This is a genomic window from Spirosoma luteolum, from assembly GCF_054778875.1.
On record NZ_BAAGZE010000003.1, the window covers coordinates 1,020,904 to 1,045,367 of the forward strand.

The 24,464-nt window shown below is 58.1% G+C and carries 22 protein-coding genes; 3 read left to right on the forward strand and 19 right to left on the reverse strand.

The features are described 5' to 3' along the window. The first annotated feature begins 653 nt into the window (after nt 1–653). Nucleotides 654–1,637, forward strand: coding sequence for a pyruvate dehydrogenase complex E1 component subunit beta (locus ACYVAC_RS06950; protein WP_461096872.1), 984 nt, complete (start codon nt 654–656; stop codon nt 1,635–1,637). 200 nt (nt 1,638–1,837) lie between these two features. Next, a complete protein-coding gene (locus ACYVAC_RS06955) occupies nt 1,838–2,197 on the forward strand; it encodes a hypothetical protein (RefSeq protein ID WP_461096873.1) in 360 nt (119 codons plus the stop codon). A 1-nt stretch (nt 2,198) separates the two neighbouring features. On the opposite strand, the gene ACYVAC_RS06960 is transcribed toward ACYVAC_RS06955, so the two are convergent. The 8 genes from ACYVAC_RS06960 to ACYVAC_RS06995 form a co-directional block, all read right to left on the reverse strand. Continuing rightward, nucleotides 2,199–2,657, reverse strand: a complete 459-nt coding sequence (locus ACYVAC_RS06960) for a DUF6691 family protein (protein ID WP_461096874.1) — start codon at nt 2,655–2,657, stop codon at nt 2,199–2,201. Between the two features lie 65 nt (nt 2,658–2,722). Beyond that, nucleotides 2,723–3,298 (reverse strand): YeeE/YedE family protein, encoded by a 576-nt coding sequence (locus ACYVAC_RS06965; RefSeq protein ID WP_461096875.1) that lies wholly within the window; start codon nt 3,296–3,298, stop codon nt 2,723–2,725. A gap of 39 nt (nt 3,299–3,337) precedes the next feature. Continuing rightward, the gene (locus ACYVAC_RS06970; protein WP_461096876.1) at nt 3,338–4,744 is read right to left on the reverse strand and encodes an MBL fold metallo-hydrolase; all 1,407 of its coding nucleotides are present in this window, start codon (nt 4,742–4,744) and stop codon (nt 3,338–3,340) included. Nucleotides 4,745–4,786: 42 nt separating this feature from the next. Further along, the gene (locus ACYVAC_RS06975) at nt 4,787–5,599 is read right to left on the reverse strand and encodes a sulfite exporter TauE/SafE family protein (RefSeq protein WP_461096877.1); all 813 of its coding nucleotides are present in this window, start codon (nt 5,597–5,599) and stop codon (nt 4,787–4,789) included. Nucleotides 5,600–5,646: 47 nt separating this feature from the next. Beyond that, complete coding sequence (locus ACYVAC_RS06980) at nt 5,647–6,288, reverse strand: Crp/Fnr family transcriptional regulator (protein ID WP_461096878.1); 642 nt, start codon at nt 6,286–6,288, stop codon at nt 5,647–5,649. A 69-nt stretch (nt 6,289–6,357) separates the two neighbouring features. After that, complete coding sequence (locus ACYVAC_RS06985; RefSeq protein ID WP_461096879.1) at nt 6,358–7,860, reverse strand: amino acid permease; 1,503 nt, start codon at nt 7,858–7,860, stop codon at nt 6,358–6,360. A 158-nt stretch (nt 7,861–8,018) separates the two neighbouring features. Next, nucleotides 8,019–11,096 carry a protein translocase subunit SecDF gene (gene secDF, locus ACYVAC_RS06990; RefSeq protein WP_461096880.1) on the reverse strand — a complete coding sequence of 1,026 codons (3,078 nt, stop codon included), beginning with the start codon at nt 11,094–11,096 and terminating at the stop codon, nt 8,019–8,021. A gap of 105 nt (nt 11,097–11,201) precedes the next feature. Continuing rightward, nucleotides 11,202–11,588, reverse strand: coding sequence for a hypothetical protein (locus ACYVAC_RS06995; RefSeq protein WP_461096881.1), 387 nt, complete (start codon nt 11,586–11,588; stop codon nt 11,202–11,204). 204 nt (nt 11,589–11,792) lie between these two features. Here ACYVAC_RS06995 and nadC point away from each other — a divergent pair, with 204 nt between their 5' ends. Beyond that, complete coding sequence (gene nadC, locus ACYVAC_RS07000; RefSeq protein WP_461096882.1) at nt 11,793–12,626, forward strand: carboxylating nicotinate-nucleotide diphosphorylase; 834 nt, start codon at nt 11,793–11,795, stop codon at nt 12,624–12,626. A gap of 62 nt (nt 12,627–12,688) precedes the next feature. Here the strand turns inward: nadC and ACYVAC_RS07005 are convergent, their stop codons facing one another. The 11 genes from ACYVAC_RS07005 to nagB all read right to left on the reverse strand — a co-directional run bounded on the left by ACYVAC_RS07005 (nt 12,689) and on the right by nagB (nt 24,434). After that, nucleotides 12,689–13,207 (reverse strand): SgcJ/EcaC family oxidoreductase, encoded by a 519-nt coding sequence (locus ACYVAC_RS07005; protein ID WP_461096883.1) that lies wholly within the window; start codon nt 13,205–13,207, stop codon nt 12,689–12,691. A 75-nt stretch (nt 13,208–13,282) separates the two neighbouring features. Further along, nucleotides 13,283–14,113 carry a helix-turn-helix domain-containing protein gene (locus tag ACYVAC_RS07010; RefSeq protein ID WP_461096884.1) on the reverse strand — a complete coding sequence of 277 codons (831 nt, stop codon included), beginning with the start codon at nt 14,111–14,113 and terminating at the stop codon, nt 13,283–13,285. A 32-nt stretch (nt 14,114–14,145) separates the two neighbouring features. Further along, the gene (locus tag ACYVAC_RS07015) at nt 14,146–14,991 is read right to left on the reverse strand and encodes a helix-turn-helix domain-containing protein (RefSeq protein WP_461096885.1); all 846 of its coding nucleotides are present in this window, start codon (nt 14,989–14,991) and stop codon (nt 14,146–14,148) included. A gap of 2 nt (nt 14,992–14,993) precedes the next feature. After that, nucleotides 14,994–15,545, reverse strand: a complete 552-nt coding sequence (locus ACYVAC_RS07020; RefSeq protein WP_461096886.1) for a cupin domain-containing protein — start codon at nt 15,543–15,545, stop codon at nt 14,994–14,996. Nucleotides 15,546–15,640: 95 nt separating this feature from the next. Beyond that, entirely contained in the window at nt 15,641–16,516 is an 876-nt protein-coding gene (locus ACYVAC_RS07025) for a c-type cytochrome (RefSeq protein ID WP_461096887.1), read from the reverse strand. A gap of 235 nt (nt 16,517–16,751) precedes the next feature. After that, the gene (locus ACYVAC_RS07030) at nt 16,752–19,616 is read right to left on the reverse strand and encodes a M16 family metallopeptidase (RefSeq protein ID WP_461096888.1); all 2,865 of its coding nucleotides are present in this window, start codon (nt 19,614–19,616) and stop codon (nt 16,752–16,754) included. 79 nt (nt 19,617–19,695) lie between these two features. Beyond that, nucleotides 19,696–20,028, reverse strand: coding sequence for a type II toxin-antitoxin system RelE/ParE family toxin (locus ACYVAC_RS07035; protein WP_461096889.1), 333 nt, complete (start codon nt 20,026–20,028; stop codon nt 19,696–19,698). Continuing rightward, nucleotides 20,018–20,236, reverse strand: a complete 219-nt coding sequence (locus ACYVAC_RS07040) for a hypothetical protein (protein WP_461096890.1) — start codon at nt 20,234–20,236, stop codon at nt 20,018–20,020. Before ACYVAC_RS07040 ends, ACYVAC_RS07035 begins: the two co-directional genes overlap by 11 nt. Before the next feature lie 59 nt (nt 20,237–20,295). Then, nucleotides 20,296–21,447, reverse strand: a complete 1,152-nt coding sequence (locus ACYVAC_RS07045; RefSeq protein WP_461096891.1) for an acyltransferase family protein — start codon at nt 21,445–21,447, stop codon at nt 20,296–20,298. A gap of 69 nt (nt 21,448–21,516) precedes the next feature. Further along, on the reverse strand, nt 21,517–22,296 hold the full coding sequence (locus ACYVAC_RS07050) for a hypothetical protein (protein ID WP_461096892.1): 780 nt from the start codon (nt 22,294–22,296) through the stop codon (nt 21,517–21,519). Nucleotides 22,297–22,460: 164 nt separating this feature from the next. Continuing rightward, on the reverse strand, nt 22,461–24,434 hold the full coding sequence (nagB, locus tag ACYVAC_RS07055) for a glucosamine-6-phosphate deaminase (protein ID WP_461096893.1): 1,974 nt from the start codon (nt 24,432–24,434) through the stop codon (nt 22,461–22,463). Nucleotides 24,435–24,464: the final 30 nt, after the last annotated feature.

Here is a 24,464-nt window from a genome sequence, read left to right on the forward strand (position 1 = left end):
AGGCAGTCTAATGTATATTATTAAAATATTTTTAAAAGTATTTTACAAGGGATTGATGGCCAGTAAAATACAAAATGAATAACAGTGTTACCCTGTTCCCTGAATCAACAGCACACGGTTCTTGTCGAACAGCCTACGGGATCACCCTGGTGCTCCTAAATCCATCAATTATCTGTAGCATAAATACTTATAAGTTTTTCGCCATTATACCTATCGCCCACTGGAACTGCTAAATGAGCGCCATACTGACATTTGTACGGGGCGTAGTTACCGTGAGCAATCTTGCTTTTATCCTAAATCTATAGCCTTATCTGATCGCCTGATTGCTAGATCCTTACGTCTTATCAGCAACCGCTCGTTTGCTCCGCTCGGCTTACTACTAGGGGTGTACTCGTCCCTGAACCAGCCCCGGCCACGGCCCGGCAGTGATTGAAACAGTACGCCGATCGACCCGTGGCGGGGCATCTACGGCCCCCAATCCCGACAAATTGAGTGCATGGCCCCAAAAGGGGTAGCCGGTGTAGCGGTTACATTTGATGAATACCCCCATTTTGCCTACTTTTGGCCTGCCTTTCCGGCCCTGCTTCGTTCCCTTTTTGGGGTAAGTGCTGGCCGGTCAGTTGCCTTTCTGGACCGAAACAGACGAATTCAGCATGAGAGAAATACAGTTCCGTGAAGCCCTGCGGGAGGCTATGACGGAAGAGATGCGCCGGGATGCCAGCGTTTTTCTAATGGGTGAAGAAGTGGCCGAGTATAACGGCGCTTATAAAGTCAGTCAGGGCATGCTCGACGAATTTGGGGCCGATCGCGTGATCGACACACCCATTGCCGAGCTGGGCTTTGCCGGTATCGGCGTTGGGGCGGCTATCAACGGCCTGCGTCCGGTTATCGAGTTCATGACATTCAACTTCTCGCTGGTTGCCATCGATCAGGTAATCAACTCGGCGGCCAAAATAATGTCGATGTCGGGTGGTCAGTATTCCTGCCCCATCGTATTCCGCGGCCCCACCGGCAACGCCGGGATGCTGTCGTCGCAACACTCGCAGAACTTCGAAAACTGGTTTGCCAACACGCCCGGCCTGAAAGTAGTGGTTCCGTCGAACCCCTACGATGCCAAAGGCCTGCTGAAAAGCTCGATTCGCGACAACGACCCCGTTATCTTCATGGAGTCGGAACTGATGTATGGCGATAAAGGGCAGGTACCCGAGGAAGAATACCTGATTCCGCTCGGCAAAGCCAACGTCGTACGCGAAGGCAATGACGTTACTATCGTTTCGTTTGGCAAAATCATGAAAGTAGCTCTGGCGGCTGCCGACGAACTGGCGAAGAAAGGCATTTCGGCCGAGGTAATCGACCTGCGCACCGTTCGGCCTATCGATTACGCTACCATCATCGAGTCGGTTAAGAAAACCAACCGCTGCGTTATTGTCGAAGAAGCGTGGCCGCTGGCTGCTATCTCGTCGGAACTGACCTATAACATTCAACGGAACGCTTTCGATTACCTCGATGCGCCCGTGATCCGGGTCAACAGCCTCGACCTGCCGCTGCCTTACGCACCAACCCTTATCGAAGCCATCCTGCCGAACGTGAAACGGACGCTGGATGCCGTGGAGTCGGTGATGTACAAGAAAGCCTGATCAACGGGCAGCTGCCCGCCGGTATAGTAACAAAACGCCCCCGATGGAGTCCATCGGGGGCGTTTTGTTTAGGCACGAAAAAGGCCGGGCGATTGATGTCGTCCGGCCTTTCCTGCGTAGTTGATAGTAAAACGCCCCAGGCATGCTTTTAGTTTAGCTTATGAAAAATAGGCAAATTATTTTTCATAATATTGCTAATGATGAAGATGTTGACAAAAAAAGAGGGCGAAACGCCCCGAATACGGCTCACCAGCCGGACTGTCTACGAAGTATCGATTGTGTACACGGGATCGCTCAACGCACTGCGGCAGCGCGAGCCCGTGCTGACGCTCTTCTCAAACCTGCGCAAAGCCGTTGATGCCATTAGCGCCGAACTGGCTATTAACAACTGGCCTCCCCGCGTCAACTACACGGCGGTCTACCGGGGCATCAAACAACGGGCCTTTTACAGCTGCGATTTCGATGTCCACGGCGTGCGCATGTTTCGCGTCAAAGTCACCGCCCGGGTGCTCAACCCGGCCCTGCCCCGACTGGGTATCGATGAGCACCCGACCGGATAGGTCAATGGGGTAGCCGGTGCCGGATAGCCCCGTACACCCAGGTACCCAGCAGCGCACTCAGCAACGTTACGGCTACGACTGTATAACCCGCTCCAATCTGCGCAAACAAAGGCCCCGGGCACGCGCCCGTAATGGCCCAGCCAAAGCCAAACAGCAACCCTCCATAGATCTGTCCCTGGCTGAACTGCTTAGGCGCAATGGTAATGGGGTCGCCCTGCAGGGTGCGCACGTTGAAGCGTTTGATCAGAAAGACCGACAGCATGCCCACGGCTACGGCCATGCCGATAACGCCGTACATGTGGAAGGAGTCGAGACGGAACATTTCCTGAATGCGAAACCAGGAGATAACCTCGGCCTTGACAAACACAATGCCGAACAGCACCCCTACCAGGCCAAACTTCCAGTTGTGGGCTGCTGGCCGGCGTACTGGCGACTGCACCCGTTTTTCTTCTGTAACCATATGCTGGGTTGATTGAGCCAGACCGCGCTACCCGATTGCCGGGCGGCCAGCTGGCGTATGTGATGTTAGAAACCGGCCAGTTGCAGTAGATACGGCAGGCCGAGGTGGGTCATGGCAAACCCGCCCACCATAAAGCTGATGGTGGCCACCAGCGACGGCCATTGCAGGTTCGACAAACCCATAATGGCATGGCCCGAAGTGCAGCCTCCGGCATAGCGCGTACCAAATCCGACCAGAAACCCACCCAGCACCAGAAAGATGAGGCCTTTCAGACTGAGCAGATTATCCCAGCTGAAGATATCGGCTGGCATTAACCCGCTCGTAAAATCGTGAATGCCGAGCCCTTGTAGAGCCTGCACCGTGGCGGGCGTAATCTGCATGGCGCCCGGGTTAGGCAGCAGTTGGGCACCAATGAAGCCGCCAACGGCAATGCCGCCAACAAACCACAGGTTCCAGCTCTCCTTGCGCCAGTCGTAGTTGAAAAAGTCGATGCCGGCCGGCAGGCAGGCCGCGCAGATATGGCGCAGCGACGATGAAATGCCGAACGCCTTGTTACCCAGCAGCAATAGGGCCGGCACCGTAAGACCAATCAGCGGACCGGCCACATACCAGGGCCAGGGCTGTGTCAGAAAATGTATCATACCTGATAACACGAGTTTACTACTGTTCCGTTTCCCGGATCAGGCGTGGGGCGCGGTTTGTTCACTGACAAGGGGCACATCGGTCTTTCGGATGGCCGCCAGCCCCCCCGCCACATTGATTACATTGTCGATCCCCCGTGCTTTCAGGATGGAGTTGGCAACCATGGAGCGGTAGCCCCCTGCGCAGTGTACGTAGATGGGGGTTTCGCGGCCAAACGCGGCCATGTGGTCATTGAGCGTATCGAGCGGATAATTGGCCGCGTCGGCAATGTGTTCGGCATCGAACTCGACCGGCTTACGCACATCGACTACGGTCAGGCTGGTGTCGTGGCGCCGGCGTTCGGCAAAGGTGTCGGCCGAGATCGTCTCAATGGTATCGACCTCGCGTCCTGCGGCCTGCCAGGCCGCAAATCCCCCGTCGAGGTAGCCAATACAGTGATCGTAGCCGACCCGGGCCAGCCGCAGCACGGTTTCTTCTTCCTGCCCGGCGGGCGTTACGAGCGCGATGGGCTGGTTCAGATCGGGAATGAGCGCACCCACCCAGGGTGCAAACTGCCCGTCGAGGCCAATGTTGATGGCGTTGGGGATAAAGCCGGCTCCGAAGTCGACCGCTGGACGCACGTCGAGCACCAGTGCACTGGTTTCGTTCACAGCCGCTTCGAAAGCCGCCGGCGAAAGGGCCTGATGTCCCCGCTCCATCACATCGTCGATCGACTCATATCCTTCTTTGTTGAGCCGGGCGTTACCGGCAAAATAAGCCGGCGCTTTGGTAAGTCCGTCGAGTACCTGATCGATAAACTCCGCTTTCGATTTGGCCCGCAGGGCGTAGTTGAAGAGCTTCTGATTACCCAGCGTATCGGTTGTTTCCTTGCTCATGTTTTTGCCGCAGGCCGACCCCGCGCCGTGGGCCGGATACACGATTACGTCGTTGGGCAGCGGCATGATTTTCTGGTGCAGGCTATCGTAGAGCATGCCGGCCAGATCGCGCTCGGTCAGGTTGCCTTTGATGGCCAGATCGGGCCGTCCCACGTCGCCAATAAACAGGGTGTCGCCGGTAAAGATGGCCCGCTCCCGTCCGGTTTCGTCGAGCAGCAGATACGTTGTCGACTCGGGGGTATGACCGGGCGTATGCAGCACTTTAATCGTGATGTTGCCCAATGTAAACGTTTCGCCATCGACCGCGTGATGGGCGGCATAACCGGTTTCGGCCCTGGGACCATAGACGATCGTGGCCCCGGTTTTCTGCGCCAGATCGAGGTGACCCGATACGAAGTCGGCGTGAAAATGGGTTTCAAACACGTAGCGGATGGTAGCCCCAGCCTGCTCGGCGCGCCGTTGGTAAGGGGCCGTTTCGCGCAGTGGGTCGATAATAGCGGCTTCGCCGTTGCTTTCGATGTAGTAGGCCCCCTGCGCCAGGCAGCCCGTGTACAGTTGTTCGATGATCATAGTCATATGCGTCGTTGGCCCCAATGGGCCAGGTTGTATCTGTCAGGAAAAAAAGGCGGTGTAAGCCTCGCGGCCAATCATGTAACAGGCCACCACCAGCACAAACCAGCCGAAGCCTTTCTTGAGCCGGTCGGGCGCCACAAAGCGGGCCAGATACATACCCAGAAATATGCCGGCGATGGATAAACCGGTGAATGGCAGCAGAAAATTCCAGTCGAGGTGCGTGTGCTGAACGTCGCCCAGAAAGCCGACAAACGAATTGACCGCAACGATCACGACCGATGTGGCTACCGCCCGTTGTATCGACAGGCCGGCCAGCAGCACCAGCATCGGCACGATCAGAAAGCCGCCACCCGCGCCGATCGTCCCCGTCAGCAGCCCTACGGCCAGGCCATCGAGTGCCAGCCGGCCGTAGCGCGGATGTCCGTCGGCGGCTTCGCCCTGCTCCGGGCTTTCGCTCCGAATCATGGCCCGGGCGGCCGTAATCATGACAAAGGCAAAAAAATAGAGGATAGCTTCGCTCTTGGGCAGCGCCATAGTGCCAACCTGAATCAGGGGATCGGGAATGGCCGGCACCAGAAACCGACGGCTCAGGTAGACCGATACGAACGAGGGCAGGGCAAAGGCCAGGGTTACCCACAGGTCGACGCGCTTTTTCCAGATGTGATTGACCGAGCCAACCAGCGAGGTTGAGCCAACCACAAACAGCGAGTAGGTGGTTGCCAGTACGGTGGGAATACTAAAAACGTACACAAAAATGGGTACGGTCAGAATGGAGCCTCCGCCCCCCGCCAGCCCAATCACCAGGCCTACAACCAGTGCCGCCACATATCCGATTACCGCTTGTATTGTCATTTGCATACAAAAGTAGGGTCTCCGACCCAGCCAGACAGTGACCTGAGTCACAAAGGCGGCAGCAGACTTACTTTATTGCGGGTTAGCGCCACCCGGCCCAGCCGCTCGAGTTGTTTGAGCAGCCGCGATACAACCTCGCGGGACGTGTTCAGATCACGGGCAATATCGTCGTGGGTCAGGTACAGATGCCGGCCGCCCGTAACGGCGGCTTTGCGGGTCAGGTAGGCCACCAGCCGCTCGTCGAGTTGCCGAAAGGCTACCGAGTCGAACGTTTCCAGCAGATCGTCGAACCGCTGCTGATAGGTTCTGAACACAAACTGCCGCCAGCCCGGGTATCGTCCCAGCCACTCATCGGCCAGCCGCGCCGGAATCAGCACCACCACCGCTTTTTCGTCGACCACGGCCCGGATCGCACTGCCTTCACCCGTTAGCAGGCTGCTGAGCGAGAGCGCGCAGGTATCGGACGCCCGCAGGTAATAGAGCAGTAATTCGGCATCAGTGCCCTGCCGCATAATCTTGATGGTACCACTGAGTACAATCGGCACGTAGGTCATGGGCGCGCCGGGCTCCATCAGTACAGCCCCCGGTTCGACCGTCTGCAGCCGCCCCACGGCCAGTATCTCGGCGCGTAGTTCGGGGTCGAACAGGGCGTTGAGTCGTTGTTCAGCAAATTGGTTGTCTGCCAGCATAGGCTACTAACGCAAACGGCCCCCGACAGGTGCCGGGAGCCGTTGTGATGACCGGGAAAATCGGTCGGACTAGAGATCGTTGAGCTTGCTGTTCCGGCGACCGTACAGGAAGTACACGACCAGCCCGATCAGCAGCCACGCCAGCGCCAGCAGCTGGGCCAGCTCGCTCAGGTTGATGATCAGGTAGAAGTTGGTGAAGATACCCAGCGGAGCGATGATGCTCAGGGCAGGGGCTTTAAACGGCCGCTCCCGCTCCGGATCGCGCCGACGCAGAATCAGTACGGCCAGACAAACCATGGCGAAGGCAAACAGGGTACCGAACGAACACATATCGCCCAGAATGCTGATGGGCGTGAAGGCCGCCACCACCGACACCAGCAGGCCCACCAGTACGGTGCTCTTGTAGGGCGTTTTCAGCACGGGGTGAATCACGCGGAAAAAACCGGGCAGCAGACCATCTTTGGCCATGCCCAGGAAAATCCGGGTCTGGCCCAGCATCATCACCAGCATCACCGAAATCAGACCGGCCGTGGCAGCCGCCGTAATGATAAATACGGCCCAGTTCTGACCTACGCTGTCGAACGCAGCCGCTACGGGTGCTTTCAGGGCGTCACCCACGATGTCGTTGTAGTTGATCATACCGGTCAGCACGAGCGAAACCAGAATGTACAGAATGGTGCAGACCAGCAGCGAGGTAACGATGGCAAACGGAATGTCTTTGCGGGGATTGATAGCTTCACCCGCCTGCGTCGACACGGCGTCGAAGCCAATATAAGCAAAGAAGATAGCCGATGCGCCCGACACGACACCCGCCCAGCCGTATGCCTGATGCGGAGCCCCGTTGTCGCCCGTAATGGTCCGCGCTTCCGGAATGAAGGGAATCCAGTTGGCCGTGTTCACGTAGAAGATACCCACCAGAATTACGAAGATTACGGCGGCTACTTTCAGAATAACGATCAGGTTGTTGGCACCGGCGGCTTCTTTGATACCGCGTACCAGAATGGCCGTTACCAGCCAGACAATCAGAAAGGCGGGCAGATTGATGGCAAAACCCGGATCGGCCAGGCCATTGTCGCGGGCATAATTGGCCGCCGAAACAGGATCGTTGCGTAACCAGAAGGGTATGTCGACCCCGAATAAGTGTACAAGTTTATTGAAGTAGCCCGACCAGCTCACGGCCACGGTCATGGCGCCCATGGCATATTCGAGAATAAGTCCCCAGCCGATAACCCAGGCAAACAACTCACCGATGGTACCGTAGGCATAGGCGTAGGCCGAGCCCTCAACGGGCAGCATGGCCGCAAACTCCGCGTAGCAGAGGGCGGCAAAGATGCAGCCGATGCCGGCAATCACAAACGACAGGGCAAGCGCCGGGCCGGCATGGTAGTGAGCGGCCGTACCCGTCAATACGAAAATACCACCCCCGATGATGGCACCGATACCAATCGCCGTCAGACTCCATTTACCCAGTACGCGCTTGAGCTCGCTTTTCTGCATGTCCTGCTCGTACAGGTACATGGGCTTTCGGCGCCATACGCTGGTGGTATCACTTGATTTCATTCCTGTTTCCATGCAGTAGTGTAATTATTTTGTGATTAAGTGTTTCGGGGAAATTTTATTGGGCAGAGAGCGGGGAAATATACGAAAATTAAAAAGCGAAAGAGCGAAAGACTGAAAGAGAGTTTCCTGTGCATTCATTCTTCCATTCTTTCGCTCTTTCGTGCGTCAGGCTACGACTGTGAAGGCCGGATCAGGGGTTTCTTGTCCTTCTTCTCCTTCTTTGTCTGGGCCGCAAACTCTTCGGGCGTGGTGGGTTCAGCCGTGGTGAAGTCGGCCGGCACCGCGTCGAAGCCCGTTTTCTTCTCAGCGACCACCTTCGCTTTGTCTTCGTTGAGCTGATCGTTGCTCAGCGAGTCGACCACAATCGGCGTAGCCACGAACAGCGACGAGTAGGTACCGACGATAACGCCGATCAGCATGGCGAACGAGAAGCCCCGGATGGTTTCACCACCGAAGAAGAACAGCACCAGCAGGACCAGAATGGTTGAGAAACCGGTTACGGCCGTGCGACTCAGCGTACTGTTGAGGGCGTTGTTGATAATCGTCGGGATGCTCTCCTTCTTGCCTTTGTTTTCGGCCAGGTATTCCCGTACACGGTCAAACACAACTACGGTATCGTTCATGGAGTAACCCATGATCGTCAGCAGGGCGCCTACGAAGGCCTGATCGACATCGAGCGAGAAGGGCAGCAGGCCGTTGAAGATCGAGAAGATAGCCAGGATAATCAGTACGTCGTGGAACATGGCCACTACCGCACCGTAGCCGAACGCCAGCTTCTTGAAGCGAATCAGGATATACACAAACACGACAGCCACAGCCAGCAGAATCGACCAGAGGGCCGAGGTCAGCAGGTCATAAGCAATGGTCGGGCCTACTTTCTGCGAGCTCTCGATGCGGGCGGGGTTGCCTTTGATCGTGCTCAGCCCTTTGTAGATGGCGTTTTCAGCTTTCTTGTCGGCACCGCGCGAGTTGTCGTCGACCAGGTACGGGGTCGTTACTTTCACCTGGTTGGCGCCGATACCGGTACCACCGTAGGTTTTCACCTCGGGCGAGCTGCCCAGCTCGGTTTCCAGTGCATTCCGGACGTCGTCGGTACTGACCGATTTCTCAAACCGAACCACGTACGAGCGGCCCCCTTTGAAGTCGACACCCAGGCCGAACCCTTTGAAGATGGCCGAGATAATACCCAGTGCGATAATGACCGACGATACGGTGTAGTACAGTTTCCGGCGCGAGACGAAGTCGAAGTTCGAGTCGGCGAAGAGTTTCTTGGCCCAGCTCGACGAGAACGACAGCGTTTTGCCGTTGCGGATGTACGACTCCAGAATCAGGCGGGTGATGAAGATCGCGGCAAACAGCGAGGTCAGGATACCGATGATCAGCGTGGTGGCGAAGCCCAGGATCAGACCCGTACCGAAGATGAACAGCACCACACCGGTAAGGAACGTGGTCACGTTAGAGTCGATAATCGACGACAGGGCGTTTTTGAACCCGTCGCTAACGGCCGTCTTAAACGACTTGCCTAGTTCCAGTTCTTCCTTGATCCGTTCGAAAATCAGTACGTTGGCATCGACCGCCATACCGATCGACAGGACGATACCGGCAATACCCGGCATGGTCAGTACGGCACCCAGCGAGGCCATTACGCCCAGCAGGAAGAACAGGTTAACGATCAGGGCCAGGTCGGCAATGAGACCGGCGCGGTTGTAGTAGAACACCACAAAGGCCAGTACCAGCAGAATACCGACTACCGACGACAGGATACCGGCCTGTACGGCCTCCGAACCCAGCGTTGCACCTACCACGCTCTCTTCAACGATGTTGGTCGGCGCGGGCAGTTTGCCGGCCTTCAGTACGTTGGCCATATCTTTGGTTTCCTCTACCGTGAAGTTACCCGAGATGCTCGAACGGCCGTTCGGGATTTCGTTCTGTACGTTCGGAGCGGTGTAAACCAGGTTATCGAGCAGAATGGCAACGGGCCGGTTGATGTTGGCGGCCGTCAGGTTGCGCCATTTGCGGCCCCCTTCGGCGTTCATGTTCATCGTTACTTCGGGGCGGCCGCGATCATCGTAATCGTTGGCGGCATCCGTAATCACATCCCCTTCGAGCGGAGCGCGACCACCGGGCTTCTTCAGGAAGTAGAGGGGCAGAATTTCGCGGCTGTCATTGGTTTTTTCCGACTTGCGGCTCCAGGCAAACACGGCATCGGCGGGGAACAGGCTCCGCACTTCGGGCGCGTTCAGCACGGCATTGGCGCGGGCGGTATCTTTCAGGTAAACGCCCAGCTGATCCTGACCCAGTGGGATAAACAGTTGGGTTAGGGCCGTGCCCTGCGCGGCAGCCGCCGTGGTATCGTTTTTAGCCGTCGTGTCTTTCTTGGCCAGCTGCGACTCCAGGCTCGTGCCTTTAACAGCAGAACCAGCCGCCGGGGCGGTTGCAGCACCCGTTTTCAGGGCTGCCTTGCGGGCCGCTTCTTCGCGCAGCAGGTAAGCACCCATGCCGTCGATAGCCGGTGCCAGTTCGTTCAGACGATACACTTCGGTGAACTCCAGCTTGGCTGCACCGGTCAGCAGGCGACGAACACGCTCGGGGTTATCGACACCGGGCAGTTCGATCTGAATCCGGCCCGAGCCGGGCAGACGCTGGAGGTTGGGGTTAGCCACCCCGAACTTGTCGACACGCGCCTGAATGATTTGGAACGCCCGGGCAATGGCCCCGTTCACTTCATCGTTCAGCATCTTCTTTACTTCCGTGTCCGACGACTGGTAGTTGATTTTGCCGCGGTTCGCGCTGGTGGCAAAAATCGACGCCAGTTTCGTATCGGGCGCTACTTCCTTGAAATTGCCGACGAACAGATCAACAAAGCTGCTGTTGCTGGCTTTCTGATCGTCCTGCGTCATTTTCAGGGCCTGGGCAAACTTCGGATCGCGGTTATTGCCCGACAGCCCTTTCAGAATGTCGGCCGGCGATACTTCGAGAACCACGTGCATACCGCCTTGCAGGTCAAGGCCAAGGCCCAGTTCCCGTTCGCTTACTTCCTGCAGGGTGCTACCCAGGTAAACAGGCTCTTTCCAGAGCGAATCGAGGTAACGTTGCTTTTTGTTGCGGTCGACCTGACCGCTTTTGTCGGTCGCGTAGGCTTCGGCATCGGCCTTGATGTTGCGCGACACAAACGTGAACGAGAGGAAGTACAGGCAGATTGCCGAGATAACCCCCGTCAGAATGAGTATGCCAGTTTTATTTTGCATAAATAGAGCCCGAACGCCAGTGGTTGGGCATTAGGTAGACTAGGTACTGATAGAAAAAAAGGAAAACGGAAATACGGCGGTACAGACAGGATGTCTGCCCGGCAGCTAGGGGGCGTTCGTGGCTATGTGATGCCCGAATACGTGCCTGAAGTATGAAAAATAGAAATGGGGCAGCGTGAAGTGCCGCAGCAGCGGAACACTCAGCAACAGCAGGATAATGAGCGCCGGCGCCGGCAGCAGAAAAGCCGTCTGACTGCCCCCATCGAGCGTAACGGCGGGCGTTACCACGGCTTCGAGCGTTTTAGCACTCAGCTGAGCCTTACCGGTTTCCTGCCGGTTCGTTTTCTGGGTTTTGGCCAGACCAGCGGGGACTTTGGCGGTCATCGGCACATGACGGCCGGTCAGCGAACCCGGTCCCCACATGGCCGTAACCAGCAAAAGCACGGCGAGCGTGATGCCAGAAAGACGTTGTATGAGACGGGGCTGCTTCATAAATTCAAAACGGGAACGACAAATTTCGTTTCGTTTTGGGAGTTATGCAAGTTGTTTTATGACAATGTCGCTGATACAAAATTTCGTCAGTGGCCCCAAACACCGAACAGGCACCCTGCTTCCTGCGCCTGCACACGCCTGCGCCACGGCCGCCGATTGGAAGCAACCGTGGTCCGAACCCGATAAATCCATTACCTTGCAGCCATGAATCTGGACGACTTTATCACGCTTGCGCTGGCCGAAGATGTCGGCGATGGCGATCATACTTCTCTGGCCACTATTCCGGCCGATGCCGAAAAACGGGCCCGCCTGCTGGTGAAGAAAGCGGGTATTCTGGCCGGCGTTGAGGTGGCTAAAGCCATCTTCGCCAAGGTAGATCCTGCCTTCGTGGTCGATGTACTCCTCCCCGACGGCACCGCCATTCGCCCCGGCGATGTGGTGCTGACCGTTTCGGGCAATGCCCGCCATATTCTGACGGCCGAGCGGCTCGTGCTCAACTGCATGCAGCGCATGAGCGGTATCGCCACGCACACCCGCGCCCTGGTCGACCTGCTCGAGGGAACGCGCGCCAAACTGCTCGACACCCGCAAAACCACGCCCAACTTCCGCATCTGCGAGAAGATCGCCACCAAAATCGGCGGGGCTGTCAACCACCGCTTCGGACTGTACGACATGATTCTGATCAAAGACAACCACATCGATTATGCCGGTGGGGTCGAAGCTGCGATTCAGAAAGCGCTCGACTACCTGCGCGATACAGGCCGCACGCTGCGCATTGAGGTCGAAACGCGCAACCGGGCCGAAGTAGAAGCGGTACTGCGCATCGGTCAGGTCGATGTGATCCTGCTCGATAATTTTGCGCCCGAAGGCATCCGGGAGATGGTGCGCCTGATCGATGGTCGGTTCGTGACCGAGGCCTCGGGGGGTATCGACGAAACGAATCTTCGGGCCTACGCTGAAACGGGCGTCGACTTTATTTCGTCGGGTGCGCTGACCCACCAGATTAACAGCCTCGATCTGAGCCTGAAGGCTTACTGACCTGCATTGCCTTTGGTTCTTCGTCAGGGCCCCGACTCATGGTGAGTCGGGGCCCTGCTGCTTTAGTGGCGGGCGTTGACCGGGTCGTGCTGAGCCGCCCGGGCATCGACAACGGCATTCTGGCCGGCCGTCAGCAGCCAGGTGCCATTCTGTTTCACCAGCACCAGCGTGGCCAGGTTCTGATCGTTGCCCATCGTCTGTCCGCCAGGCGTAGTGTAGACCCCTACTCTGGTCAGGTGATGCACCAGGGCTACGTCGGGCGTTACGAAGCGCACATCGGTGCGGACCGTTTGCAGCGGAGTTTGCCGGAACATGGCCTTGTGAAAAAGCTGATGGGCATCGCGAACAGCATCGCGCCCTTTCCACCACATGCCCACAATGTTTACCCAGTCGGCATCGGGCGTGGCCCAGCGGGCAATGTCGCTGTAGTCGTGGTTGGTCCAGCTCGTTACAATAGCGTCGACCGTAGCGCGCACGGCAGCCTCGTCGGCGGGTGAGTTGGCCACTGGTGTTGGGTTGGTTTGGCCCAGGGCAAGGCCGGCGTTCAGCAGTAATGCGCCCAGGGCAAGGGTCCGTTTCATGACTGACTTCGTTTGTGTAGGCCACAAAACTACCGGTACCTACTGACAGGGCTGGTGTAAGAAAACGACATTGATTCAGAAGCGGGCCGATGTGTAGGGACGGGCAGTGGTCTGGGTTTCGTCGGCCAGCAGGCGGGTAGGTGTGGTACCGGCAAACGTACTGAAATCGCGGAGCATGTGCCGGAAATCGTAGTAGCCACACCGTAGCGCCACGTCGAGCCAGTCGATGGCGGGGTTGTGCTCTTTCAGGCGAAAGGCGCGGCTGAAGCGCACAATCCGGCTAAACGTTTTGGGGCCCAGGCCCAGCCGCTCGTGGCACTTGCGCTCGAACTGCCGCGGACTCAGGCAAGCCTGATCGGCCAGGTAGTCGAGCGAGCGGGGGTGCCGGACATCGAGCATCTGCTGAAAAGCCCGGTCGATAGGGTGCGGATCGAGAGATCGACGGTCGAACTGGCGCAGCAGAAATGCTTCCACAAGCCCATGCATCCGGTCGTAGTCGGTGGTTTCGCCCAGCTGCTCATTCAGTTCCTGCAACGTCCGGCCCCAGATCAGGGTCGCATCGATGGTGGCATCGAGCAGTTCGTGCATCGGTAGCCGCAGCAGCCGGTGCAGGCCCCCCGGCGCAAAAAATACGGCTACCACGAGGTGGTCGTACCCCATCGTCAGATCGACCCGCGACACCTGCGGTCCCACGATCAGGCTAGCTGGCAGCATATCGGTTTGGCCGGTGCGGTGGCGATAGCGCCCCATGGGCATACGCGGGTAGAAAAACAGGGTTTGCTCAGCCGCTGGTGGATACGGACAGATTTGCACGGGTCCACTGGCGGGCAGCGCTACATGGCTGACCATCAGCGCCTGAACCAGGCCACGCAGGGCGGGCGGGGGTGTGTAGAATCGCGTAAACATTAGCTGTCGATCGGTTTAACGGCATCAGCCGGTCAAGACTCAGCCAGCCCAAAGGCCCGTTCGGGCGCCTGCTGATCGACCGGTGCAAACTGGGCGGGAGTAAGTGAGGTAAAAGCCCGGAAGTCCCGTACCAGGTGCTGATAATCGTAATATCCGGCTTCGAGCGCAACCGTGAGCCAGTCTTTGGTGGGATTAGCCAGGTGGTGCCGAACCGCCTGGTCGAACCGAATCACCCGATCATACCACTTGGGACCAACACCCAGCCGCTCCAGACTTTGTCGCCCAAACTGTTTCGGGCTCAGGCACGACGCCTGGGCCAGTTCATCGACCGTTGGCGGCCGGTAGAGCCCGGCCCGCGAACGGTTCAGCAACGTGAGGCTAACGGCATCGATAGGCCGACGCTCTTTTTGGGTGCGGCTTACCAGATACAGCAGAAACGTCTCGACAATATCGATCATGACCGGATACGCGTCGGTGCTGCTCAGCCGCTCGTTGACCCGCCGGATTTCGGCCGAAAAAACAGCCTCGGCATCGACAAACGTGTTGGTCAGCTCGTAGGCCGGAATACCCGTCAGTCGAAACAGCGCTCCGGGCTGAAACACCACCTGAAATACCAGGCAGTGCCGCCCCACCTGCCGGTTGGTTACCACGGTTGGCTGGCCGATCAGCGCCGACCGTCCTTTGGCGCTGGTCAGGCCTGTGTCGGTGTAGGTCACCGTTTCGCTGTCGCGCGGATAAAACGCCAGGCAGTTTTCGGGCCGGGGCCAGTAGGCCTTTACCGGCACCACCGGGGCGCCGGTAAAGTCGAGATGGATAAGTTGCAGCAGCCGCACATAATCCCGCAACGCGGGCTGCGGCAGGAAGTAGTGCAGCAGCATGGCTAGCGGGCCGTTATCGGTGGACCCACAATAGTCATATCGTGCTCGCGGTGGATCCACTGGGCATCGGCCTCGCTGAGCGGGCCCTGCTGCTGGCTCATGCGCAGAAAGAACGCTTCCAGTTTGCCGGCGGGCTGCACGCTATATACGATCTTGCCCCGCTCCGATTGCTGCAGCCAGCTGTGCGGCACGCCCCGCGGGCCAAACACGGTGTCGCCGGGGCGGGCCGTAAACTGCTGATCGCCCACCTGAAACAGGTACTCTCCCTCCAGAATGTAAAACAGTTCATCCTGCCCGGCATGGGTGTGCAGGGGTGGCCCGATTGGCTGGGTGCCTGTGTATTCAAACACGGCCAGTGCTCCATCGGTATCCTTGCCCGACACTTTGACATCGTTGGGATTTACGCCCCGGTAGGGCGTGTGCACTCCGGTGCGGCTCTCCCCCGCTCTGACGACAAACCCGTCGACCGGGCGTCGGGGTGCCGGCCTAGGAGTGAGTGCTGGCAGCGCTACGGGTGCCAGCAGGGCCGCGTTAACAAATGATCGGCGTTTCATAGAGATCGTTGGTTTTCGGTTTACGGCACAAAGCTGGTACGGCTGGCTGCACAACTGCTGGTAAAAAACCGACATCCTGCCGGGCGGTCAGCGGCTTAGTTCAGACTATGCATATAGAGGTAAATGGCGGTCAGTTCGGCGTCGTTGTACGATCGGGCAAACGACTTCCAGGGCATGGCGTCGCTCAACAGCCTGCCCTCGGGCGTATGGCCCGTTCGAATGGCGGTGATAAACTGTGCGGCCGACCAGCGCCCCACATGCCCCGTGGCGCTTACATTACTGACCGGTGGTTCGCCGGGCTTGTGGGGTGGCCCCCCTCTCAACCGGGGGCCATGACAGCCCATGCAGGTCGTGGCCAGATAGGCTCCGTACGTGGCGTTGGTAGCCACCTGAATTTCATCGATCGGCCTGGCATCATGATCGATGTGTTCGGCCGCGAAGAGCGGAAATTCGCCTAGAAAAGCCAGCACCCGCCCCAGCGGTTTCACGCGACTGGCGGGCAACACCCGGTCTACAGGTGGCTGCTGCTTCAGATACCCGATCAGGGCCCCCAGCTCCCGGTTCGAGAGCGGAACGCTTACCTCTGCCGATGGCATAAACCACAGCGAGTTGTTCTGCGGGTTCAACCCGTGCCGCAGCGCCCGAATCCAGTCCTGATCGCGGTACCGGATGCCTCCGCGCCCGCGGGTCAGGTTGGTGGCGGTCAGCTCGGCCACGGGCGATTCGCTGTTCATGAACACAGCTCCGCCGTAGTCAGCACCATGGCACTCGCCACACTGCCGCAAATCGGCAACGTGTTTACCCAGTTGGTACGATGCGGAGTCGTATGAAATAGTAAGCGGCTGCAGCGCTACCGTGTACGTTTTACGGGCGCGCCCTTCTGTCTGGACATAGACGGTGGCGAAGGCAATGGCGAGTAACACCAGCAACCCAATCAACAGGCGGGGAATCCAGGTACGCAATGATTTCATGAGACAGCTCTTTTTCGTGGCTTAACCCAGTACGCAGTCGAGTTAGCGAACTGATTATCAACCCGCAACGACGACCACTGTAAAAGAAAGGCGTTGACCGGCCGCCACCACTACTTATTGCCTGACTGGTAGCCGGAATTGAGCAACCGGTTGGCCATCAACGCAAAACGGCATCGGGCCGGGTCAACACCTGTGTGTTAGCCCGGCCCGATGCCGTTCGCGATAAGTCTGCGACTTACTTCTTCTCCGGAAGCAGTACAAACCGGGCATAATTGGCCCCCAGGTATTGATTGGCGGCCGCCTTCGTACTGTCGACCGTTACTTTTTTGAGTTGCTCGGCCTCGTGCAGCACCTCATCGGGCGCGTCGCCATTAGCGTACTGGTTCTGCAGGTACCCCAGCCAGAACTGATTGTCTTTGAGTTGCAGTTCGGTTTCGCGACTGGTTTCGGCCTTAAATTTAGCAATGTCGCCGGGGGCGGCTCCCTTCGTTTTTACGTCGTTGATGAGCTCCTGCGTTTTGGCAATCAGTTTCTCCACGTTCTCGGGCGCACAGCCAAAACTGATGCGGAACGTGTAGCGGGGCACCGGATTCCTGCTGTAGGAGGCACTGGCTCCCACCCCATACACGCCACTCTCCTGTTCGCGCAGCTGCTCGATCAGTTTGATCTCCAGCACTTCGGCCAGCGCGTCGAGCTGCGTGGTGGTTTCGGGCGACCAGACCAAATCCCCACTGTAAACAAGCTGCACCGACGCTTTCGGATCGACACCCTTGTAAACGGTTTTACTGATAGCGCCGGCTGGAATCCGGATTCCCAGATCGCGGAACGATTCGGCTTTGCCGGTCGAGGGCAGGCCACCGAGGTATTTCTCGACCAGCGGCTTCAGCTGCTCTTCCTTCACATTACCCACGAAGAAAAAGGTAAAGTCGCCGGCGTTGGCAAAGCGCTCGCGATAGATAGCCAGCGCCCGGTCGAGATCGATTTTATCGAGGTCGGCGGGTTTGAGCGGCTGCCGGCGGGGGTTGTTGGCGCCCAGCGTCACCTGTACCGTATCCTGAAAAACGCGGGCGGGCGTGGGCGTGCTGATCTGATTCTGAAGCGCACTCCGCTGGTTCGACAGAAATCCTTTCACCACGTCGGCATCTTTGCGGGGCTGGGTAAAATAGCTGTAAAGCAGTTGCAGGGCCGTCTCCAGATCTTTCGGGGCCGCACTGCCGCCAACGCCTTCGTTGAGTTCGCTCACGTAGGGGAACACGCTCACCTGCCTGCCCGCCAGAAACTTGCCCAGCTGCACCTGGTTGTACGCACCAGTGCCACCCAGCGCCGTCAGCGTCGAGGCAAAGCGCGCCGACGAATAATCGGCCAGGTCATAGAGGGACGTACCACCGAAACTGGTGCCGGCAAACAGAATCTGGTCGTTCTTGAAGGTTGTAGGCTTCACCACCACCCGAGCGCCGTTTTTAAGCCGCCACTCCGTCACGCCGATATCGGCCAGTTGTTTGGTCTCAACCACGGGCGAAGGGGTTGGCTGGGTAGTCAGCAGCGGAGCATCGAGGGTTTTGTCTTCGTAGGCGGTCAGGCCCTTGCCGGCATCGTCGACGTAGCCGATGATCTGCTCCACGCTGGGTAGCTTAGCCTTGTCTTTATCGGGGGCCATGACAATCACCGCCCGGTTGTCATTGTGAATAAACTGATCGACCAGCGCGTTTACTTCGGCCAGTTTGATACCCGCCTGCTCCTTTTTCAGGAAGCCGTAATAGAAGTCGATGCTGGTATAGGGCTCTTTGTCGGTGAAGTTCTTGACGTACTCCTCCACAAAGCTGGCCGATCGGGTTTTGTCGCGTTCGCTGTAGGCCTGCTCCACATTGGTCAGAAACTCCTGCTTGGCGCGGGCCAGTTCGGTGGGCGTAAAGCCAAATTGCTTCACCCGGGCGTTTTCGTTCAGCACAGCCCGAATGGCCTGCTCTACATTGCCTTCCTTGGCCACCGCGATCGAGGTGAAGGCATCCAGATTACCCAGAAAATCGCCGTAGCTGCTGTAGCCGCCCAAAAAGGGTGGGTTGGCCTGCTGGGTCAGTTCCTGAATGCGGTTGCCCAGCATGGTATTGAACAGGCCCCGCTTGATGCTCTCGCGCAGGTCGTTGAGCGTGCGATCGGTCAGGCCGGGGCGCTTGTAAATCACCTGCACCACCGTGTTGGGCTGCTCGGTATCGGTTACAATTACGACCTTGGTGTCTTTGTTAGCCGGTATGTCGTACGTGACGCGCGGCTTCGGGTTGGCAACGGCCGGAATGCGGCCAAACTTATCGCGGATGATGCCTTCCACTTCCTTCACGTCGAAATCGCCCACGGCCACCACCGCCATCAGGTCGGGCCGGTACCAGTCGTTGTAGAACTGCCGCAGGGTTTCGGGCTTAAAGGATGTGAGCACCTGCTCGGTGCCTATGGGCAGCCGCTCGGCATAGCGCGAGTTGTTGAGCAGTACCGGAAAGTACTTGTCGCGCATGCGCTGCCCGGCGCCCTGGCCCAGCCGGCGTTCTTCGAGCACCACACCCCGCTCTTTCTCAACCTCGGCAGGGTCGATGGTGGCGTTGTGGGCCCAGTCTTCGAGAATCTGAAACGCCTGCCGGAATACCCGCGCCGAATCGGTTGGTACGGGCAGCTGGTAAACGGTTTCGTCGAAGCTGGTGTAGGCGTTCAGATCGGCGCCAAACCGGATACCCGACGACTGCAGCACGTTGACCAGCTCGTTTTTCGGGAAATTTTTGGTGCCGTTAAACGCCATGTGCTCCATGAAGTGGGCCAGGCCGCGTTGCTCATCGGTTTCGAGGACGGAGCCCGCACGAATAACCAGCCGCAGTTCGGCCCGGTTTTTCGGTTCTTCGTTTTTACGGATGTAGTACGTCAGCCCGTTGGGCAGACGACCGACTTTCACGGCCGGGTCGGTTGGAATGGGCCGATTCAGATCGGCCGCGGCCGGGCTAGTTTTGGTCGTTGTCCGGGTAACCGGCTTTTTCGGTATCGCCTGCCCCCGGGCAAACGGCTCCAGCGCCACCAGGCTGCCCAACAGCAGCGCCACCGGCAAAATGCGTACAGTCATAGAAGAAATAGGTTCACGTAGTGAGCCCGTAACGGGGGCTCTGCCGTATGGATAAACGGCCCTGATAACCAATTCGGTATCAGTCGGCCTCAACTTCGCCGAGCAGCTCGTTCAGATCCTGATCGTCCAGACTGTCCTGCTCCGCTTTGTCGTAGATACTAAGCAGGTAAATGGTTTCGCCCACCACCTGCACGTAGGTAATGACCCGGGCGCCCCCCGACTTGCCACGGCCTTTGCTCCGGATGGCCAGTCTGACCTTATAACAGTTACGCCCCAGCGACGTACCTAACTCGGGATTTTCCACTAGCTGCTCTCCCAGACTGGCCAGATCGGCCGACAGCGATTTGTATTTCTTCAGCAGTCGTTTTACCTGCCGTTGAAACGACGTACTGAGTCGCAGACTATAAGCCATTGAGAAATTCGTCCAGCGTGGGCAGTTGCAATTTCCCCTGTTGGGCCAGCTTTACCTCCTTGACAGCCTGCCGAAGTTCATCTTTAAGCTGCTCCCGGGTAGGTTCCACGGCATCTACTTCGGCGGGTTGCACTTTAAATTTCAGACTCCGCGCCAGCTCCAGAAAGAACGACGCTTTATGATCGGGTACCTGAACGATGAATTGCATAAAAAAAACGGACTTGACCGTATCGAAAGTACAACAGATTGGAGACGAATTCTATTCGGTTACACCTTAATAATCACGTTTTTTCGGTAGAGCCACCACAGAATACCCGCCCAGATCAGCACATCGGTCAGCGCCCCGGCCAGCGAGGCATTGGCTGGGCTGGTAAAGTGGGGCGCAATGAACTGCTGGTACAGATAGGCCTGCGCCCCGACCTCACCCCCGCCCGGGCTCTGCACCTTAATCAGGTTGAGTATGCGCGGAATGAGCCCCGACATAAAAAATACCGTGATGGCATTGACTCCGAACGCCACCAGCGGCAGCGCGCCCCGCCGGTAGCCCTTCACATCGACCAGCCAGTAGAACAGGCCCAGACCCAGCAGGGCCAGCCCACCGGCCAGCAACACATACGAACTGGTCCAGAGCGCCTTGTTGATCGGAAACCAGGCATCCCAGAGCAACCCGGCCAGCGTGGCCAGACAACCGGCGGCAAACAGCCACGCGGTCCGCTCGGCCGGTGCCACCGAATCCCGGCGCAGCCACTGCCCCGCCAGCAATCCCAGCAGGCCCGTTGCGATGGCGGGCAGGGTACTTAACAGTCCTTCGGGGTCCCACACTTTGGCGGGCTTATATACGTGAGCCGGTGTCAGCAGGGTACGGTCGAGCCAGGCGGCCAGGTTACTCTCGGGCTCCAGATTGGCGTAACCAACACCGGGCACCGGCACCAGGGTCATCAGGGCCCAGTAACCCACCAGAATGGCCAGCAGCCCATACACCTGCAGCCGGGGCGTCGTTTTCAAAAACAGCAGCGAACAGGCCAGATACACGAGGGCAATCCGCTGCAGTACCCCCGGAATACGGACGTGGGCCAGGTCGAATTTGGGAAAGAAATTCAGGAACAGACCCAGCAGAAACAGCGTCAGGCTACGTTTCAGAATTTTCTGAACGGCGTTGCTGTCGCGCGTGCCCTGCCCCAGCGCAAACGTGATAGAAACCCCAACGATGAAGAGAAAAAACGGAAAAATAAGATCGGTTGGTGTCCAGCCGTGCCAGGGAGCGTGTTCCAGCGGTGGGTATATGTGGCCCCAGTCGCCGGGATTATTGACCAGAATCATACACGCCACCGTCAGGCCCCGGAAGGCATCGAGCGATAACAGACGGCCCGCCCCCGGGGCCAGTTGACCAGGCGCAGATGCCGTGGGTTCAGGATACATACCAATGACGTTGATGCAGCCACGAAGGTACTGAAAAGCGGGTGCCGCGCCAGTGGCCGGCCAGCCCCGTCAGCCCTCCCCGAAAACCCGCCCCAGCTTTTTGGTCAGATCAGCCTCCAGCTTCTGCAAGCCTTCGGTATTGGGCAGGTATGTCAGGGCGCGGTGGTGCCGCAGATCGAACGGAATATCGGCTACCGACTGCGTAATCGGAATGACGAGCTTACCCAGCGTATGAGCCACACCCGTTTCGTAGAACACGTTGGGATTGCGGTCGGTGAAATCGGTCAGCACCGCCCGCGACGTGAAGATCAGGTCAAACACATCCTGAATCAGAATGCTGTTGTCCCAGATATCGTCGGCCCGCCGGCACTCGATTCCCAATTGCCGGCATACGTTCTGAATGGCCCGGTAGGTGCCGGCAAAACGACCTTCGAACGGCATCATCACCGATAGTACATTCGATTCGACCAGTTTATCGGGAATACGGAACACATCGGGCGCGAAGGTCAGCACCCGTTCGGGTGGGTGGCGCTGCACCGTCGAAATAAAACGGGTATCCGGCCCCGGCAGCGAAGCCAGGCTCAGTCGCCGGCCCGCCACGTAGCGTTCTATTTCGGCCAGATTGCCGGGCCCTACCCCAATCATGCGTGAGAGGACCTGCAGGCTATTGCCTTCGTAGTCGTCGTCGCGAAAATCGAGACTGCGCAACAGGCGCGGATGATCGTCGAGCAGTTCAAGTGTATCGGTCAGGTAGGCAATCCGGAACCAGTCGGATTTGGTAAAATGGTCGCGGATAAACTCGTGTACCGCAAAAATGCGGGCGGTTTGCGGTTTGTTGTGTCGGATCATGCGTCGGGAAAGCGTGGGCTTTATAATACAATAAAAATATATACTGCAAGTATATTCAATTTATGTATTATACGGATTAAAAACCGACCGGCGCAAACAACACAAGGCCGACCCGGAACCGGGTCGGCCTTGTGCGGTACATTCATATAGGAGTACCAGGTCACTTAAAACTGCCAGCGCACGAAGGCTTCCATGGCTTCGTATTCGGCCAGACCCAGGCGGTTGTAAAGCGCAGCGGTACCCCGGTTCCGCTCTTCGGCCCGTTGCCAGAACTCGCGCGAGTCGCTGCCCTGGTACACAACACCGTCTTTCTGCGACTGGTGCTTGAAAATACCCAGCCGTTTTTTCATCACCTGGTCGGGCGACATGGGCACGGCCATTTCGATTTCGTGGATATCCCACTCGGCCCAGGCTCCGCGGTAGAGCCAAACCCAGCAGTCCTGCATGAAGTCACGGTCTTTCAGGCGCCGAACGGCTTCCAGTACGGCATCCAGACACACCTTGTGCGTACCGTGCGGGTCGGCAAGGTCGCCGGCTGCGTAGATCTGGTGGGGCTTCACTTCTTCGATCAGCGCCATTGTAATCTGAATATCTTCTTCGCTCAGCGGCTTCTTGGCCACCGTTCCGGTTTCGTAGAACGGCATATTCATGAAGTGCGCGTTCTCGACGGGAATGCCCACGAAGCGGCAGGTCGATTTGGCCTCACCCATCCGGATCAGGCCTTTCACGTAGCGCACTTCCGATGTATCCATTTCGCTGTCGCGCTTGGTGCGGAGCGACGCGGCTGCATCCTGGAAAATTCGGTTGGCTTCGGGGCTGTCGATCCCGAATTTGCGGTTGAAATCGACAACGAAGTCGGCAAACCGCAGGGCCTCGTCATCGGCCACGGCAATGTTGCCCGAGGTCTGGTAGCCCACGTGCACATCGTGCCCCTGATCGCGCAGCCGCTGGAACGTGCCACCCATCGAAATGATGTCGTCGTCGGGGTGCGGGCTGAAGATCAGGCAGCGCTTCTGCGCTGGTTCGGCCCGCTCGGGCCGGTTGGTATCATCGGCGTTTGGCTTCCCGCCGGGCCAGCCCGTAATGGTGTGCTGGAGCTGGTTGAACACGTCGATGTTGATATCGTAGGCCTGTCCGTACTGCGCCAGCAGGTCGCTCATCCCGTTGTCGTTGTAGTCGCGGTCGGTGAGTTTCAGGACGGGTTTATTAAGCAGCAGCGACAGATACGTCACGGCTTTCTTTTTCATTTTGTTGTCCCACACCACCGAGTCGACGAGCCAGGGGGCTTTCATGCGGGTCAGTTCCGACGCAGCGGCTTCGTCGATCACGAAGGCTACGTTGGGGTGGGTTTGCAGATACGAGGCCGGATTATGCTCCGTAACGCCCCCTTCAACCGCTTCCCGAATAACGGGGGCTTTGCGCTCACCCCAGGCCAGCAGTACAATACGCCGAGCCCCCAGGATGCTCGATACTCCCATGGTGATGGCTTTGCGCGGGGTTTTGGGCAGCCCGCCAAAATCCGACGCAGCAGCCGCCCGCGTCGAGTTGTCAAGCATCATCAGGCGGGTTTGCGAGTTGATAAGCGAACCCGGTTCGTTGAAACCGATATGGCCGTTACCGCCAATACCCAGCAGCTGAAAGTCGAGGCCGCCGGCCGCTTCGATTTCGGCATCGTAGCTGCGCGAGAACGCACTGACCTGATCGAGGCTCACGGTACCGTCGGGCAGGTGGTAATTGCCCGCCGGAATGTCGACGTGGTCGAACAGCTGCTCTTTCATGAACCGCACGTAACTCTGCAGCGAGTCGGCTTCCATGGGGTAATACTCATCGAGGTTGAACGAAACCACGTTCCGGAAACTCAACCCCTCTTCGCGGTGCATTCTGACCAGCTGAGCATACACCGTTTTAGGCGACGAACCGGTTGCCAGGCCCAGCACACAGGGCTTTCCTTCGGCCTGTTTCTGACGGATCAGATCGGCAATTTCCTTCGCTACGGCACGGCTCGCTGCTTTTGCATCGGCGTAGATATAGGTTGGAATTTTTTCGTAGGTAATGGCGGCCTGAAGCGGTCCACCCGTAGGCGGATTACCCGCCACCTGCCCGTCCGGGCTGTCGAGTATCGGAGACTCCGTGGTCATAATCAGTTATGCACAGCGTTTATGTGAGGG